At 62.1% G+C, this 16,304-nt stretch carries 13 protein-coding genes; 9 read left to right on the top strand and 4 right to left on the bottom strand.

All coding sequences use genetic code 11. The features are described 5' to 3' along the window. Positions 1–6: 6 nt before the first annotated feature. Genes Q1V60_RS24750 through Q1V60_RS24715 form a run of 8 tightly spaced genes read left to right on the top strand, consistent with a single transcriptional unit; the run spans position 7 to position 6,473 of the window. On the top strand, positions 7–1,254 hold the full coding sequence (locus Q1V60_RS24750; protein ID WP_300635754.1) for an NAD(P)/FAD-dependent oxidoreductase: 1,248 nt from the start codon (positions 7–9) through the stop codon (positions 1,252–1,254). Further along, a complete protein-coding gene (locus Q1V60_RS24745) occupies positions 1,251–2,000 on the top strand; it encodes a class I SAM-dependent methyltransferase (protein ID WP_300635752.1) in 750 nt (249 codons plus the stop codon). The genes Q1V60_RS24750 and Q1V60_RS24745 overlap by 4 nt, the downstream gene beginning before the upstream one ends. Beyond that, positions 1,997–2,479, top strand: coding sequence for a hypothetical protein (locus tag Q1V60_RS24740; RefSeq protein ID WP_300635750.1), 483 nt, complete (start codon positions 1,997–1,999; stop codon positions 2,477–2,479). The genes Q1V60_RS24745 and Q1V60_RS24740 overlap by 4 nt, the downstream gene beginning before the upstream one ends. Next, a complete protein-coding gene (locus tag Q1V60_RS24735) occupies positions 2,476–3,642 on the top strand; it encodes a beta-ketoacyl-[acyl-carrier-protein] synthase family protein (protein WP_300635748.1) in 1,167 nt (388 codons plus the stop codon). The genes Q1V60_RS24740 and Q1V60_RS24735 overlap by 4 nt, the downstream gene beginning before the upstream one ends. After that, entirely contained in the window at positions 3,639–4,100 is a 462-nt protein-coding gene (locus Q1V60_RS24730) for a hotdog family protein (protein ID WP_300635746.1), read from the top strand. Before Q1V60_RS24735 ends, Q1V60_RS24730 begins: the two co-directional genes overlap by 4 nt. After that, a complete protein-coding gene (fabG, locus tag Q1V60_RS24725) occupies positions 4,097–4,825 on the top strand; it encodes a 3-oxoacyl-ACP reductase FabG (RefSeq protein WP_300635744.1) in 729 nt (242 codons plus the stop codon). The genes Q1V60_RS24730 and fabG overlap by 4 nt, the downstream gene beginning before the upstream one ends. Then, positions 4,825–6,051, top strand: a complete 1,227-nt coding sequence (locus Q1V60_RS24720; protein ID WP_300635742.1) for a beta-ketoacyl-ACP synthase — start codon at positions 4,825–4,827, stop codon at positions 6,049–6,051. The genes fabG and Q1V60_RS24720 overlap by 1 nt, the downstream gene beginning before the upstream one ends. A 26-nt stretch (positions 6,052–6,077) precedes the next feature. Further along, complete coding sequence (locus tag Q1V60_RS24715; protein WP_300635740.1) at positions 6,078–6,473, top strand: hypothetical protein; 396 nt, start codon at positions 6,078–6,080, stop codon at positions 6,471–6,473. A 112-nt stretch (positions 6,474–6,585) separates the two neighbouring features. Here the strand turns inward: Q1V60_RS24715 and Q1V60_RS24710 are convergent, their stop codons facing one another. Beyond that, positions 6,586–7,512, bottom strand: coding sequence for a LysR family transcriptional regulator (locus Q1V60_RS24710; protein ID WP_300635738.1), 927 nt, complete (start codon positions 7,510–7,512; stop codon positions 6,586–6,588). Between the two features lie 124 nt (positions 7,513–7,636). Here Q1V60_RS24710 and Q1V60_RS24705 point away from each other — a divergent pair, with 124 nt between their 5' ends. After that, positions 7,637–8,911 carry an MFS transporter gene (locus tag Q1V60_RS24705; protein ID WP_300635736.1) on the top strand — a complete coding sequence of 425 codons (1,275 nt, stop codon included), beginning with the start codon at positions 7,637–7,639 and terminating at the stop codon, positions 8,909–8,911. Positions 8,912–9,021: 110 nt separating this feature from the next. Here Q1V60_RS24705 and hemE read toward each other — a convergent pair whose 3' ends face one another. From hemE to gltB, 3 genes are all read right to left on the bottom strand, one after another. After that, positions 9,022–10,089 carry a uroporphyrinogen decarboxylase gene (gene hemE, locus Q1V60_RS24700; RefSeq protein ID WP_300635734.1) on the bottom strand — a complete coding sequence of 356 codons (1,068 nt, stop codon included), beginning with the start codon at positions 10,087–10,089 and terminating at the stop codon, positions 9,022–9,024. A gap of 242 nt (positions 10,090–10,331) precedes the next feature. Beyond that, entirely contained in the window at positions 10,332–11,750 is a 1,419-nt protein-coding gene (locus tag Q1V60_RS24695; RefSeq protein WP_300635733.1) for an FAD-dependent oxidoreductase, read from the bottom strand. Positions 11,751–11,782: 32 nt separating this feature from the next. After that, positions 11,783–16,228: a glutamate synthase large subunit gene (gltB, locus tag Q1V60_RS24690; RefSeq protein WP_300635732.1), complete on the bottom strand. Its 4,446-nt coding sequence runs from the start codon at positions 16,226–16,228 to the stop codon at positions 11,783–11,785. Positions 16,229–16,304 lie beyond the last annotated feature (76 nt).

Genomic DNA, 16,304 nt, shown 5'->3' with positions numbered 1-16,304 from the left:
GCCTTCGTGCCCACAGTTGAAATGGAACGTCGCCAGGTGGTGGTGATCGGTGCCGGGCCATCCGGGGCCATCGCGGCCGCGCTGCTCAAGCGCAAAGGGCATGATGTATTGATCATCGAGCGCCAGTATTTTCCGCGCTTCTCGATCGGCGAAAGCCTGCTGTCCCATTGCATCGATTTTATCGAAGAGGCCGGCATGCTTGATGCCGTGCAGGCGGCCGGCTTCCAACTGAAAACCGGTGCCGCGTTCGCCTGGGGCGAGCGCTACAGCGCGTTCGATTTCGGTGACACGTTCAGCAACGGCAAGCCGACGACTTTTCAGGTGCAGCGCGCTGAGTTCGACAAACTGCTGGCCGATCAGGCGGCATTGCAGGGCGTGGAAATCCGCTACGGCGAAAGCATCGTCGGCGTGGACGTTTGTGGAGCCAGCCGCTACCTGCACGTTCGCCGGGAGAATGGCAGCGAGTACCACCTCAAGACCGAGTTCGTGCTGGATGCCAGTGGCTATGGTCGCGTGCTGCCGCGCCTGCTGGACCTCGAAGCGCCGTCGAATTTCCCGCTGCGCCAGGCCGTGTTCACCCACATCGAAGACCGCATCGAACACCCAGGCTTCGACCGCACCAAGATTCTGGTGACCACCCATCCCGAGAAACGCGATATCTGGTTCTGGACCATCCCGTTCAGCAACGGCCGTTGCTCGGTGGGCGTAGTCGCGGCCAAGGAGCATTTCGACGGCCAGGACGACGACCTCGATGCCTGCCTGCGCGGGTTTATCGAGCAAACCCCAAGCCTGTCCGGCGTGCTGAAAAATGCCGTGTGGGATACCCCGGCGCGCAGCATCGGCGGCTATTCGGCCAACGTCAAAACCCTGCACGGGCCGGGCTTTGCGCTGCTGGGCAACGCGGCGGAATTTCTCGACCCGGTGTTCTCTTCCGGCGTAACCATCGCCATGCGTTCGGCGAGCATGGCCGCAGGTTTGCTGCACCGCCAACTGCAAGGTGAAACGGTGGACTGGCAAACCGAGTTTGCCGAACCGCTGAAGCGCGGCGTCGACACCTTCCGCTGCTACGTGGAGGGCTGGTACGCCGGGACATTCCAGGATGTGATTTTCCATGCCGGCAGTTCGCCGGAGATTCGCCGCATGATCAGTTCGATTCTCGCCGGTTACGCCTGGGATGAACGCAACCCGTTTGTCAGCGAGCCCAAACGGCGCCTGCGGATGTTGTCGGATATTTGTGCGAGTGAGCCGGTATGAGCAGCCCTGCCGTTGAAAAGAACTACCTGAGTAAAAATTACGTCGAAGAAACCCGCTTCGGCATCTGGTTCCTGCGCAGCCACACTTGGCAGCACCATGTGTTGCGCGTGGCGATCAACGACCTGCGCAGCCTGTTCAGCGAGCCGCTGCCGGTGGCGCCGGTATTGCTCGACGCCGGCTGCGGCCAGGGTAAATCCTTCAAGTTGCTGCAACAGGTATTTGCACCTTCGCGCTTGATCGGCCTGGATGCCGACCCTCACAGCCTGGCGCTGAGCCGTGAAGAGGCCGCTCGCCAGGGCCTGGCCGTGGAGTTGATCGGCAGCGACTGCGCCACCCTCGACGTACCCGACGCCAGTGTCGATATTGTGTTTTGCCACCAGACCTTTCACCACTTGGTCGAGCAACATCGCGCACTCAAGGAGTTCTATCGCGTACTCAAGCCGGGCGGCTATTTGCTGTTTGCCGAATCCACCGAAGCCTATATCGACACCTGGGTGATTCGCTGGCTGTTCCGTCACCCGATGCACGTGCAGAAAAGCGCCGAGGCGTATCTGGAGATGCTGCGCGAGCAGGGCTTTGAGTTCGACGCGCGGAACGTCTCGTACCCCTACTTGTGGTGGAGCCGGTCCAGCGATTTCGGCCTGCTGGAACGCTGGGGCTTGCGTAAGGCGCCTCCTGTGGGCCAGCGCGAGGAAACCCTGGTCAACTGCGTGGCGCGCAAGCCGTTGCAGGTCCCAAGCTCATGATCCGCCTGCTGTTGATCGGTTGCCTGTTGCTGCTCGGCGCTTGCGCGAGCCAAGCGCCGTTACCGGAAAAAACCCCGGCATTGGCGCTGCCGATGCAATTGCATGTGCAACGCCTGGAGGGCGATCGCAGCCAGGACTGGCTGTTGGTGATCCAGCGTGAAGGTGCGGCGATTCGCTGGTCGATGATGGACCCGCTGGGCATTCCCCAGGCCCGGCAGAAATTGATCGACGGGCAGTGGCAGGCCGATGGCTTGCTGCCGCCCAATCCCCAGGCCCGCGCGCTGTTCGCCGCGCTGTTGTTTGCCCTGGCCCCGGCGGATGACGTGCGTGCGCTGTACCCTTCGGCCCAGGCCATGGACCTCACGCGAACGCTGCCGGGCCATTGGCAAATCGTCTATCAGTCTTCAGAGGTGTTCAGCGTGAACATGACGGGCCAACCGTTGCGCTATCGCATTACTCCGCTGGGTGCCGGCAAATGACCGCTTACCTCAATGCCCTCGGGGTGATCTGTGCCCTCGGTCGCGGCCAGGCCGAGGTCAGCCGCAGCCTGTTTGCCGGTGACTGCAGCGGCATGCGCGCCGAGAGCGGCTGGGTGCCGGAGCGCGTGGTGCCGGTTGCGGCTGTGCGCGGCGAACTGGCGACCCTTCCAGAGCCACTGGGCCAGCAGAGCAGCCGCAATAACCAGTTGCTGCTGGAAGCGGCGTTGCAGATCGAAGCCCGGATCCGCCAGGCGATCCACACCTACGGCCCATCGCGGGTTGGCGTTGTGTTGGGAACCAGCACCTCGGGCATCGACGAAGCCAGTCGCGGCATCGCCCACTACCTGCGCGATAAAACGTTTCCTGGCGACTACGACTACCGGCAGCAGGAACTCAGCGCGCCGGCAAATTTTCTCGCCGACTGGCTGCAGTTGAGTGGCCCGGCCTACGTGATTTCCACTGCCTGCACCTCCAGCGCCCGCGCGTTGATGAGTGCCCAGCGCCTGCTTGACCTGGGCGTGTGCGACGCGGTGATCTGCGGCGGCGTCGACAGCTTGTGCAGGCTGACGCTGAACGGTTTTACCGCACTGGAGGCGGTGTCTGCCGAGCGCTGCAATCCGTTCTCGGTGAACCGCAACGGCATCAACATCGGCGAAGCCGCGGTGTTGTTTGTGATGAGTCGTGAGCCCGCACCGGTCGCCCTGCTGGGCAGCGGCGCCAGTAGCGACGCGCACCATATCTCCGCGCCCGAGCCCACCGGCAAAGGTGCGTTGCAGGCGATGCGCAAGGCCCTGGCCAACGCGCAACTCGCGCCCGCGCAGATCGGCTATCTGAACCTGCACGGCACCGCCACCCAACACAACGACGCCATGGAAAGCCTGGCGGTGGCCAGCCTGTTTCCGAGCGGCGTGGCCTGTTCGTCAACCAAACCCATGAGCGGCCACACCCTCGGCGCGGCGGGCGCGCTGGAAGCGGCGTTCTGCTGGTTGAGCCTGGTTCATGGCCTGGTCCCGCCCCATGTGTGGGACGGCCACGTCGACCCGACGCTGCCCGCTTTGCAGTGGGCGCACAAGGGTGACACTTTGAAAAAGCCTTGCCTGATGAGCAACTCGTTTGCCTTCGGCGGCAACAACGTCAGCCTGATTATTGGAGAGGCCCCATGAACAATTGGCCACTCGCCGAACTGTTGCCCCACGCGGGCGACATGATTTTGATCGACCAAGTGCTGTCGTTCGATGAAGAGCAGGTTCACACCCGCCTCACCGTCAAGCCCGGTGGCCTGTTCAACCGCGCCGACGGCAGCCTGCCGGCCTGGGTCGGTATCGAGTTGATGGCGCAGAGCGTCGCCGCCTATGCCGGTTGCCGCGCGCGCCAGCAAGGCCAGGCGGTGGAGCTGGGTTTCCTGTTGGGCACGCGTAAGTTCGAGTGCAACGTGGAGCACTTCCCCGCAGGCGCCGAGCTGAATATTCATGGCTTGCGCTCCCTGGAAGACGACAACGGCATGGGGGTGTTCGAATGCCACCTCACCGGCGACGGCATCCGGGCCAGCGCACGCTTGAACGTATTTCGACCGCCCCAGGCGGCCAACTATTTAGATGAATCGAAGGACGAAACGCCATGACTGAATCCGTACTGGTCACCGGCTCCAGCCGGGGCATCGGCCGCGCCATTGCCCTGCGCCTGGCCCAGGCCGGGCATGACATCGTGCTGCATTGCCGCAGTGGCCGTGCCGAAGCCAACGCAGTACAGGCCGACATCGAAGCCCTGGGCCGCAAGGCGCGGGTATTGCAATTCGACGTGGCGGACCGCGCGGCGTGCAAGGAAATCCTGGAGGCCGACGTTGAGCTGCATGGCGCTTATTACGGGGTGGTGCTCAATGCCGGCCTGACCCGCGACGGCGCCTTCCCCGCCCTGTCGGAAGATGACTGGGACGTGGTGATGCGCACCAACCTCGACGGTTTCTACAACGTGCTGCACCCGGTGATGATGCCGATGATTCGTCGTCGCGCGGCCGGGCGCATCGTGTGCATCACCTCGGTTTCCGGGCTGATCGGCAACCGTGGCCAGGTTAACTACAGCGCCTCCAAGGCCGGGTTGATCGGCGCGGCCAAGGCACTGGCCATCGAACTGGGCAAACGCAAGATCACCGTCAACTGTGTGGCGCCCGGGTTGATCGACACCGCGATGCTGGATGAAAACGTGCCGGTCGAAGAGCTGATGAAAATGATCCCAGCGCAGCGCATGGGCACCCCGGAAGAAGTCGCCGGCGCGGTGAATTTCCTGATGTCGGCCGAAGCCGGCTATATCACGCGCCAGGTTCTGGCCGTGAATGGAGGCCTGTGCTGATGAAGCGCGTTGTCGTCACCGGCATGGCCGGCATGACCTCCCTGGGCAGCGATTGGGACACCATCGCGGCCAACTTTCGCGCCAACCGCAGCGGCATCCGGCGCATGGATGAGTGGGACCGTTTCACCGAATTGAACACGCGTCTGGCCGGGCCGATTGACACGTTCGTCGTGCCCCCGCACTGGACGCGCAAGCAGCTTCGCAGCATGGGCCGCGTCTCGCGCCTGGCCGTGTGGGCAGCGGAGCAGGCGTTGCAGGACGCCGGCTTGCTCGGCGACGCGTCGATCAAGGACGGGCGCATGGGCGTGGCGTGTGGCTCGTCCACCGGCAGCACCGATGAGATCAAAGCGTTCGGCAATATGCTGCTGAACTCGGTGGCCGAGGGGCTGAATGCCAACTCCTATGTGCGCATGATGCCGCACACCACCGCGGCGAATATCAGCATCTTTTTTGGCCTGACCGGGCGTTTGATCCCAACGTCCAGCGCCTGCACCAGCGGCAGCCAGGGCATCGGCTATGCCTACGAGGCAATCAAGTTCGGCCGCCTGCCGTTGATGCTTGCCGGCGGTGCCGAAGAACTCTGCCCCACCGAAGCGATGGTGTTCGACGCGCTCTACGCCACCAGCCTGAAAAACGACGCACCGCAAACCAGCCCACGCCCCTACGACAGCGGTCGCGATGGCCTGGTGATTGGTGAAGGCGGCGGCATGCTGGTGCTCGAAGAGCTGGAACACGCGTTGGCGCGGGGTGCGCACATCCACGCCGAACTGGTCGGCTTTGGCAGCAATGCCGACGGCCAGCACACCACCCGCCCGGAACAGAAAACCATGCGCCGCGCCATGGAGCTGGCGCTGGAAGATGCCGGGCTTGAACCGTCCGCCATCGGCTACGTGAACGGCCACGGCACCGCCACCGACCAGGGCGACATCGCCGAAACCCTGGCCACGAGCAGCCTGTTCGGCAGCCGCATGCCCATCAGTTCGCAGAAGAGCTTCCTTGGCCACACCTTGGGCGCGTGCGGGGCGCTGGAGTCGTGGTTCAGCATCGAGATGATGAACCGCGACCAATACGTGCACACCTTCAATCTGGATTGCGTGGACCGGCAATGCGGTGAGCTGGATTACCTGCAAGGCGGCTTTCGCGAGATGCACCACGACTACGTGATGAACAACAACTTTGCCTTCGGCGGCGTCAACACTTCGCTGATCTTCCGCCGCTGGTCCTGACTTTTAAATCGATTGGAGAAAACGGAATGTCTTCCCTGCTACGCGCTACCCTGATCACCCTGGCCCTGCTGACCACCGCCGGTTGCACCAACAAACCGGTGCTCAACACACAGCACGACCTGCCGGCCACAACTCAGGTCAGCGAAGAAAAAATGAAACAGGTGATCGTCGCAGCCCTGCAAAAACGCGAGTGGACGGTGCAACGCCTGAGCCCGCAACTGGTGCAGGCCGAAATCATCGTGCGCAACCAGTTCTATGCCGCCATCGACATCCGCTACACGCGCAACAGCTACGCCATCACCTACCGCGACAGCCGCGATTTGGGCTACAAGGACGGCAAAATCCATCGCAACTACAACCGTTGGGTGAGCATGCTCGATCGCGACATCATGGCTGGTTTGCGCTCGGCGGGAATGCAGTAAGCCAGAAACGACAAAGGGCGCCTTTCGGCGCCCTCTTCACAATCAGGTTGGCTTGTCATCGCCGCTTCCTGCCTGGCTCTGCGATGGCTGGTCGCCCAGGCCCCTCACATTTTCACAAGCCCCCTTTCGGGAACTCGGCAAGCATCGGCGCCACCGCCCTACGCGTCAACAACTCCACAAACGCCCTCGCCATCGGCGTCTGCGCGCCCTTGCGCTGCACCAGCCATACTGCCGTCACCGCTTCCGGATCCAGCAACGTGCGATACACCACGCCATCGATCCGTATCCGTTGATACGACGCCGGCAGCACCGATACGCCCAATCCCGCCGCCACCAGACCGATGATGGTCATCGCTTCCCCCGCTTCCTGGGCGACATGGGGGCTGAAGCCGGCGTCACGGCACAGGCTGAGCAGTTGCGCATAAAGACCGCTGCCGTAGGCGCGCGGGAAAAACACGAACGGTTCTTCCGCCAATTGCGCCAGGTGCAAGCCGCGCTCGCTGCCCTGCGCCAAAGGATGCCCGGCGTTCAGTACCGCCACCAAGGGCTCGCGCATCAACTCGACCACACACAGTGATTCGGGCAACGGCAAAGGCCGCATCAGCCCGACCTGGATCGATTCATTCACCAGCGACTCGGCCACCTCGGTGCTGCTCATTTCCTGCAGGCTCAAGTGCACGGCTGGAAAGGCTTGGCGAAACGCAAAAATCGCTTGGGGAATGCTGGCATTGAAGGGCGCCGACGAGGTGAATCCGATTTTCAGCTCTCCCAGCTCCCCCATCTGCGCCCGCCGCGCGACGTCCGCCGCTTTATCCACTTGCGCCAGCACCAGGCGCGCCTCATGCAGAAACAGGCGCCCCGCTTCGCTCAACTCGACCCGACGGTTGGTACGCTCAAATAACCGCGCTCCCACCTCTTGCTCCAATGCCTGGATCTGCTGGCTCAACGGCGGTTGCGAAATGCCCAGCACTTGCGCGGCGCGGCCAAAATGCAGCTCCTCGGCGACGGCGATGAAGTACCGCAGGTGGCGTAATTCCATGCAAACCTCATTAAGTCGTTAAAGCTATCAAACAGGTCGAACAATATATTGGAAAGAATCATTAGGCAGCTATATTCTTTTTTGTATTGTCAGTCCTGGCAGACTTTCTCCCCGAGGTCCCCCCGTGAATCCTGCTGCTGCTCCACTTACTCAACACAGCCCGCCGCCAGCCCTCGATGACGTGATGGCGCAGCTCAATGACGAGTACATCGAAAAAGACACGCCGATGTTCATGCGCACGGTGCTGGCGTTGTTCTGCGGCGGGTTTGCCACCTTTGCGCTGTTGTATTGCGTACAGCCGATGATGCCGGCGCTGTCCCACGAGTTTTCCATCAATGCCGCACAGAGCAGCCTGATCCTGTCGGTCGCCACGGCGATGCTTGCCTTCGGCCTGCTGATCACCGGGCCGATTTCCGACAGGCTGGGGCGCAAGCCGGTAATGGTCGCCGCGCTGTTCTGTGCAGCGCTGGCCACCATTGCCAGCGGCTTGATGCCAAGCTGGGAAGGCATTCTGCTGATGCGTGCGCTGGTGGGCCTGTCGTTGAGCGGCCTGGCCGCCGTGGCAATGACCTATCTGAGCGAAGAGATTCACCCGCAGCACATCGGCCTGGCCATGGGGCTGTACATCGGCGGCAACGCCATTGGCGGCATGAGCGGACGGCTGATCATCGGCATATTGATCGACTTCGTCAGTTGGCACACGGCAATGCTGATCATCGGCGGCCTTGCGCTGATCGCCGCGACGGTGTTCTGGAAAATCCTCCCCGAATCGCGCAACTTCCGCGCCAGCAGCCTCAAGCCGCGCAACCTGCTGGATGGCTTCGTGATGCACTTCAAGGACGCGGGCCTGCCGTGGTTGTTCCTTGAAGCCTTTCTGCTGATGGGCGCGTTTGTGACGACGTTCAACTACATCGGCTATCGCCTGCTGGCCGATCCGTATGACCTCAGCCAAGCCGTGGTCGGCCTGCTGTCGCTGGTGTATCTGTCAGGCATCTACAGCTCGGCAAAAATCGGCGCCCTGGCCGACCGCCTCGGCCGCCGTCGCGTGCTGTGGGGCACCATTGTGCTGATGCTCATCGGCATGGTCCTGACGCTGTTCACGCCACTATGGCTGGTAGTGCCGGGCATGCTGATCCTCACCTTCGGCTTTTTTGGCGCCCACTCGGTAGCCAGCAGCTGGATCGGCCGCCGTGCGGTCAAGGCCAAGGGCCAGGCGTCGTCGCTGTATCTGTTTTGCTATTACGTGGGGTCGAGCATTGCCGGGACGGCGGGAGGGTTCTTCTGGCACTTCGGCGGGTGGAACGGGATTGGCGCGTTTGTGGTGGCGTTGTTGGTCGGTGCGTTGCTGGTGGCATTGAAGTTGGCGAAGTTGCCACCGCTGGGGCAAGCGAAGTCTTGACGCTACCCTGCTTTGCTGTGGGAGCGGGCTTGCTCGCGAAAGTCAGTGGACAAATTCGTCACTGAACCACCGTATTCGCGAGCAAGCCCGCCCCCACATTTTTTTTGCGTTTATTCGTGGTATTGCGCCGACAGCTCATGCACCGCGCGCAGGAATGCGCCGGCATGCTCCGGGTTCACTTCCGGGGTGATGCCATGGCCGAGGTTGAACACGTGCCCGGTGCCTTTGCCGTAGCTGGCGAGGATGCGGCCGACTTCGGTGCGAATCGCTTCCGGCTTGGCGTACAGCACGGTTGGGTCCATGTTGCCTTGCAGCGCAACGCGGTTGCCCACGCGCTGGCGGGCTTCGCCGATGTCGCACGTCCAGTCCAGGCCCAGTGCGTCAGCGCCGGCGTCGGCGATGCTTTCCAGCCACAGGCCGCCGCCCTTGGTGAACATGATCACTGGGACCTTGCGGCCTTCGTGCTCGCGGATCAGGCCGCTGACGATCTTGCGCATGTAGGCCAGGGAGAATTCCTGATAAGCCGCCGCTGACAGGTTGCCGCCCCAGGTATCAAAGATCTGCACCGCTTGCGCGCCAGCCATGATCTGGCCATTGAGGTACGCGGTGACCGACTGCGCCAGCTTGTCCAACAGCAGGTGCATGGCATGCGGGTTGTCGTAGAGCATGGCCTTGGTCTTGCGGAAGTCTTTCGACGAGCCGCCTTCGACCATATACGTGGCCAGGGTCCAAGGGCTGCCGGAGAAACCGATCAACGGCACGCGGCCATTGAGCTCACGGCGGATGGTGCTCACGGCGTCCATCACATAGCCGAGGTCTTTGTGCGGATCAGGGATCGGCAAGGCTTCGATATCAGCCAGGGTGCTGACGACTTTCTTGAAGCGCGGGCCCTCGCCGGTCTCGAAGTACAGGCCTTGGCCCATGGCGTCCGGGATGGTGAGGATGTCGGAAAAGAGGATGGCCGCGTCCAGTTGCGGGTAGCGGTCCAGCGGCTGCATCGTGACTTCGCAGGCGAACTCCGGGTTCATGCACAGGCTCATGAAGTCACCGGCGTGGGCGCGACTGGCACGGTATTCCGGCAGGTAGCGACCGGCCTGGCGCATCATCCACACGGGGGTGACGTCTACGGGTTGCTTGAGCAGGGCACGAAGGAAACGGTCGTTCTTGAGGGCAGTCATGTCGGCATCCGCAAAAAAAGTGCGGGCATTTTCTCAGAGCGCGACGCAAAAGGCACGGAATGCGCCGTGCCTTTTGTCTATCGGGTCAATTTGTCGCGGACATAACCGCGCGGCAGAACGAAAGTGGGAGCGGGCTTGCTCGCGAAGGCGGTGGGTCAGCCTATACATCGGGTGACTGGTATACCGTCTTCGCAAGCAAGCCCGCTGCCACATTTTGATCCCATTTCAACTTGGGATCAGGCTCAGACTTGCAGGTAATCCAGGATGCCTTCGGCGGCATTGCGCCCTTCGAAGATCGCCGTTACCACCAAATCCGAACCGCGCACCATATCGCCACCGGCGAAGATTTTCGGGTTGCTGGTCTGGTGCTTGTACTGGCCTTGCTCCGGGGCCACGACGCGGCCCTGGCTGTCGGTCTGGATTTCGAACTGTTCGAACCACGACGCCGGGCTCGGGCGGAAACCGAAGGCAATGACCACGGCGTCGGCCGGGATGATTTCTTCGGAACCCGGGATAGGCTCGGGGCTGCGACGGCCACGGGCGTCCGGTTCGCCGAGACGGGTCTCGACCACCTTCACACCTTCGACGCGATCTTCACCGACAATCGCGATTGGCTGGCGGTTGTAGAGAAATTTCACGCCTTCTTCCTTGGCGTTCTTCACCTCTTTGCGCGAGCCGGGCATGTTGGCTTCGTCACGGCGGTACGCACAGGTCACCGTCTTGGCGCCCTGGCGGATCGACGTACGGTTACAGTCCATCGCGGTGTCGCCACCGCCGAGCACCACGACTTTTTTGCCTTTCATGTCGACGAAATCTTCCGGCGACTTTTCAAAACCCAGGTTGCGGTTGACGTTGGCGATCAGGAAGTCGAGCGCGTCGTACACGCCCGGTAGGTCTTCACCGGCAAAGCCGCCCTTCATGTAGGTGTAGGTGCCCATGCCCATGAACACGGCATCGTATTCGGCAAGCAGTTGTTCCATGGTGATGTCTTTGCCGATTTCGGTATTGAGGCGGAACTCGATACCCATGCCGGTGAACACTTCACGACGGTGACTCAGTACGGTTTTTTCCAGCTTGAACTCGGGAATGCCGAAGGTCAGCAGGCCGCCGATTTCAGGGTTCTTGTCGAACACCACCGGGGTCACACCGCCGCGCACCAACACGTCGGCGCAGCCCAGGCCGGCAGGACCGGCGCCGATGATGGCGACGCGCTTGCCGGTCGGCTTGACCTTGGACATGTCCGGGCGCCAGCCCATGGCGAACGCGGTGTCGGTGATGTACTTCTCCACCGAACCGATGGTCACCGCGCCGAAGCCGTCGTTGAGGGTACAGGCACCCTCGCACAGACGGTCCTGGGGACAAACCCTGCCGCAGACTTCCGGCAGGGTGTTGGTCTGGTGCGACAACTCGGCGGCAGCGAGGATGTTGCCCTCGGCCACGAGCTTGAGCCAGTTGGGAATGAAGTTGTGCACCGGGCACTTCCATTCGCAATACGGGTTACCGCACCCCAGGCAGCGGTGGGCCTGCTCGGCCGAGTGCTGGGGTTTGAAGGGTTCATAGATTTCCACGAACTCTTTCTTGCGTTGACGCAACAGTTTCTTCTTCGGATCTTCGCGCCCGACATCGATGAACTGGAAGTCGTTATTCAGACGTTCAGCCATGTTAAAACCTCATCAAACTCTTCAGGCGCATATCACTGCGGGTTGGCACGGATGCTGGAAAGCAACGATTTCAAGTTGGCAGCCTTGGGCTTGACCAACCAAAAACGACGCAGGTAGTCATCGAGGTTCTCGGCGAGGTTACGACCCCATTCGCTGCCGGTTTCCTCAACATACTCGTCCAGCACATGCTGCAAGTGGTTGCGGTAGGATTCCATGGCTTCGCCGCTGATGCGCTGGATCTCGACCAACTCGTGGTTGACCTTGTCGACGAAGGTGTTGTCCTGGTCGAGCACGTAGGCGAAACCGCCGGTCATGCCCGAACCGAAGTTGTAACCGGTCTTGCCCAATACGGCGACAAAGCCACCGGTCATGTACTCGCAGCAGTGATCGCCGGTGCCTTCCACCACGGTGTGGGCACCGGAGTTACGCACGGCGAAACGCTCACCGGCGGTACCAGCGGCGAACAGCTTGCCACCGGTGGCGCCGTACAAGCAGGTGTTGCCGATGATGGCACTGTCCTGGCTCTTGTAGACGCTGCCTTCAGGGGGAACGATCACCAGCTTGCCACCGGTCATGCCCTTGCCCACGTAGTCGTTGGCGTCGCCTTCGAGGTACATGTGCAGGCCGCCGGCGTTCCATACGCCGAAGCTCTGACCCGCAGTGCCCTTGAAGCGGAAGGTGATCGGCGCTTTCGCCATGCCCTGGTTGCCGTGCTTGCGCGCGATTTCGCCGGAGATGCGTGCACCGATGGAACGGTCGCAGTTGCAGATATCCAAAGCAAATTCGCCACCGCTGGCGTCATTGATCGAGGAACCGGCCATGTCGACCATTTTCTCGGCCAACAGGCCTTTATCGAACGGCGGGTTGCGCTCGACCTGGCAGAACTGTGGCTTGTCCGCCGGGATATGATCGCTGCCCAACAGCGGCGTCAGGTCCAGGTGCTGTTGCTTGGCGGTCTGGCCCTGGAGGATGTCCAGCAAGTCGGTACGCCCAATCAGCTCTTCCAGCGAGCGTACGCCCAGCTTGGCCAGCCACTCACGGGTTTCTTCGGCGACGTAGGTGAAGAAGTTCACCACCATGTCGACGGTGCCGATGTAGTGATCCTTGCGCAGCTTCTCGTTCTGAGTGGCGACGCCAGTAGCGCAGTTGTTCAGGTGGCAGATGCGCAGGTATTTGCAGCCCAGGGCGATCATCGGCGCGGTGCCGAAACCGAAGCTTTCGGCGCCGAGGATCGCGGCCTTGATGACGTCGAGGCCGGTTTTCAGGCCGCCGTCGGTCTGCACGCGAACCTTGCCGCGCAGGTCGTTGCCGCGCAGGGTCTGGTGGGTTTCGGCCAGGCCCAGTTCCCACGGCGCACCGGCGTACTTGATCGAGGTCAGCGGCGAAGCGCCGGTGCCGCCGTCGTAGCCGGAGATGGTGATCAGGTCGGCATAGGCCTTGGCGACGCCGGCGGCGATGGTGCCGACGCCGGCTTCCGCCACCAGTTTCACCGAGACCAGAGCCTGCGGGTTGACTTGTTTGAGGTCGAAAATGAGCTGCGACAAGTCTTCAATCGAGTAAATGTCATGGTGCGGCGGTGGCGAAATCAACGTCACACCCGGTACGGCGTAACGCAGCTTGGCGATCAGGCCATTGACCTTGCCGCCTGGCAGCTGGCCGCCTTCACCCGGCTTGGCGCCCTGGGCCACCTTGATCTGCAGCACTTCGGCGTTGACCAGGTATTCCGGAGTCACACCGAAACGACCGGTAGCAACCTGCTTGATTTTCGAGCTCTTGAGCGTGCCGTAGCGCGCCGGGTCTTCACCGCCTTCGCCGGAGTTGGAACGCGCGCCCAGGCGGTTCATCGCTTCGGCCAGGGCTTCGTGGGCCTCGGGCGACAGCGCTCCCAGGGAGATACCGGCGGAGTCAAAGCGCTTGAGGATCGATTCCAGCGGCTCGATTTCGCTGATGGCCAACGGCGTGTCCAGGGTTTTCACCTTGAACAGGTCGCGGATCATCGACACCGGGCGGTTATCCACCAGGCTCGTGTATTCCTTGAACTTGGCATAGTCGCCCTGCTGCACGGCGGCTTGCAGGGTGCTGACCACGTCCGGGTTGTAGGCGTGATATTCACCACCGTGCACGAACTTGAGCAGGCCGCCTTGCTGGATCGGCTTGCGCGCGCTCCAGGCTTCGGCCGCCAGGGCTTTCTGTTCGGCTTCGATATCGACGAAACGCGCGCCCTTGATGCGACTCGGCACGCCACGAAAGCTCAGCTCGCAGACTTCTTCGGACAGGCCGATGGCTTCGAACAATTGAGCGCCGCGGTAGGACGTGACGGTGGAGATACCCATCTTCGACAGGATCTTCAACAGGCCTTTGGTGATGCCTTTACGGTAGTTCTTGAACACTTCGTAGAGGTCGCCCAGCACTTCACCGGTACGAATCAGGTCGCCGAGCACTTCGTACGCGAGGAACGGATAGACCGCCGAGGCACCGAAGCCGATCAGCACCGCGAAGTGATGCGGGTCACGGGCGGTGGCGGTTTCCACGAGGATATTCGAATCGCAGCGCAGGCCTTTTTCAGTCAGGCGGTGATGCACCGCGCCCGTCGCCAGGGAGGCATGGATCGGCAGCTTGCCTGGGGCGATATGACGGTCGGTCAACACGATCTGGGTACGACCTGCGCGCACCGCTTCTTCGGCCTGGTCGGCGACGTTGCGCACAGCGGCTTCAAGGCCGAGGCTCTCGTCGTAGTTCAGGTCGATGATCTGGCGCTCGAAGCCTGGACGTTCCAGGGTCATCAACGAGCGCCACTTGGCCGGGGAAATGACCGGCGAGCTGAGGATCACCCGGGAAGCATGCTCCGGCGATTCCTGGAAAATGTTGCGCTCGGCACCGAGGCACACTTCCAGCGACATCACGATCGCTTCGCGCAGCGGATCGATCGGTGGGTTGGTCACCTGGGCGAACTGCTGGCGGAAGTAGTCGTACGGCGTGCGCACACGCTGGGACAGCACAGCCATCGGCGTGTCGTCGCCCATGGAGCCGACCGCTTCGTAGCCTTGCTCGCCGAGCGGGCGCAGCACCTGGTCGCGCTCTTCGAACGTGACCTGGTACATCTTCATGTATTGCTTGAGCTGATCGACGTCGTAGAAAGCCGACCCGTGGTCGTTGTCTTCCATGGTCGCCTGGATACGCAGGGCGTTCTTGCGCAGCCATTGCTTGTAGGGGTGACGGGACTTCAGGCGGTTGTCGATCGCGTCGGTGTCGAGGATCTGCCCGGTTTCGGTGTCCACGGCGAGAATCTGGCCAGGGCCTACGCGGCCTTTGGCTATCACGTCTTCGGGCTTGTAGTTCCACACGCCGATTTCCGAGGCGAGGGTAATGAAGCCGTTGGTGGTGGTGACCCAACGCGCCGGGCGCAGGCCGTTGCGGTCGAGCAGGCAGACGGCGTAGCGGCCGTCGGTCATGACCACGCCGGCCGGGCCGTCCCACGGCTCCATGTGCATCGAGTTGTATTCATAGAACGCGCGCAGATCCGGGTCCATGGTCTCGACGTTCTGCCACGCTGGCGGAATGATCATGCGCACGCCACGGAACAGGTCGATGCCGCCGGTGACCATCAGCTCGAGCATGTTGTCCATGCTGGAGGAGTCCGAACCCACGCGGTTGACCAGCGGGCCAAGCTCTTCCAGGTCCATCAGATCATTGGCGAACTTGGTGCGACGGGCCACGGCCCAGTTGCGGTTGCCGGTGATGGTGTTGATCTCGCCGTTGTGGGCGAGGAAGCGGAACGGCTGGGCCAGCGGCCATTTCGGCAGGGTGTTGGTGGAGAAGCGCTGGTGGAACACGCAGATCGCGGTTTGCAGGCGCTCATCGCTCAGGTCCGGATAGAAGGCGGTGAGGTCCGCCGGCATCATCAGGCCTTTATAAATGATGGTCTTGTGGGAAAAACTGCAGATGTAGTGGTCGGTGTCGGCGGCATTGAGCACCGACGAACGACGACGGGAGGTGAACAGCTTGATCGCCATGTCCTGGTCGCTCAGGCCGTCACCTGCGATGAACACTTGTTCGATCTGCGGCAGACGCTCCAGGGCCAGGCGGCCGAGTACGCTGGTATCGATAGGCACTTTGCGCCAGCCGACGAGTTGCAGGCCGGCGGCGGTGATCTCGCTGTTCATGTTCTCGCGAGCGGCTTCGGCTTTGGCCGGGTCCTGGTTGAAGAACACCATGCCCACGGCGTACTGCTTGGGCAGCTCGACTGCGAACTGCTCTTTGGCAACGGCGCGCAGGAACTGGTCGGGCTTTTGAATCAGCAAGCCGCAGCCGTCACCGGTCTTGCCGTCGGCGTTGATCCCACCGCGGTGGGTCATGCAGGTCAGGGCCTCGATGGCCGTTTGCAAAAGGGTATGACTGGGCTCGCCCTGCATGTGGGCTATCAGGCCGAAACCGCAGTTATCCTTGAATTCATCGGGTTGGTACAGACCTGCTTTCATAGACACTTTCTCACCAGGCTGCCTCTTATATCGAGGCAAATTTCTTTTTAATTCAACCGGTTACCTTCCACGCCGA

It is taken from the genome of Pseudomonas sp. (assembly GCF_030147005.1).
GTDB lineage: Bacteria > Pseudomonadota > Gammaproteobacteria > Pseudomonadales > Pseudomonadaceae > Aquipseudomonas.
Note: the sequence above shows the minus strand (reverse complement) of the source record. Positions and strands in the feature narration are given on the sequence as shown.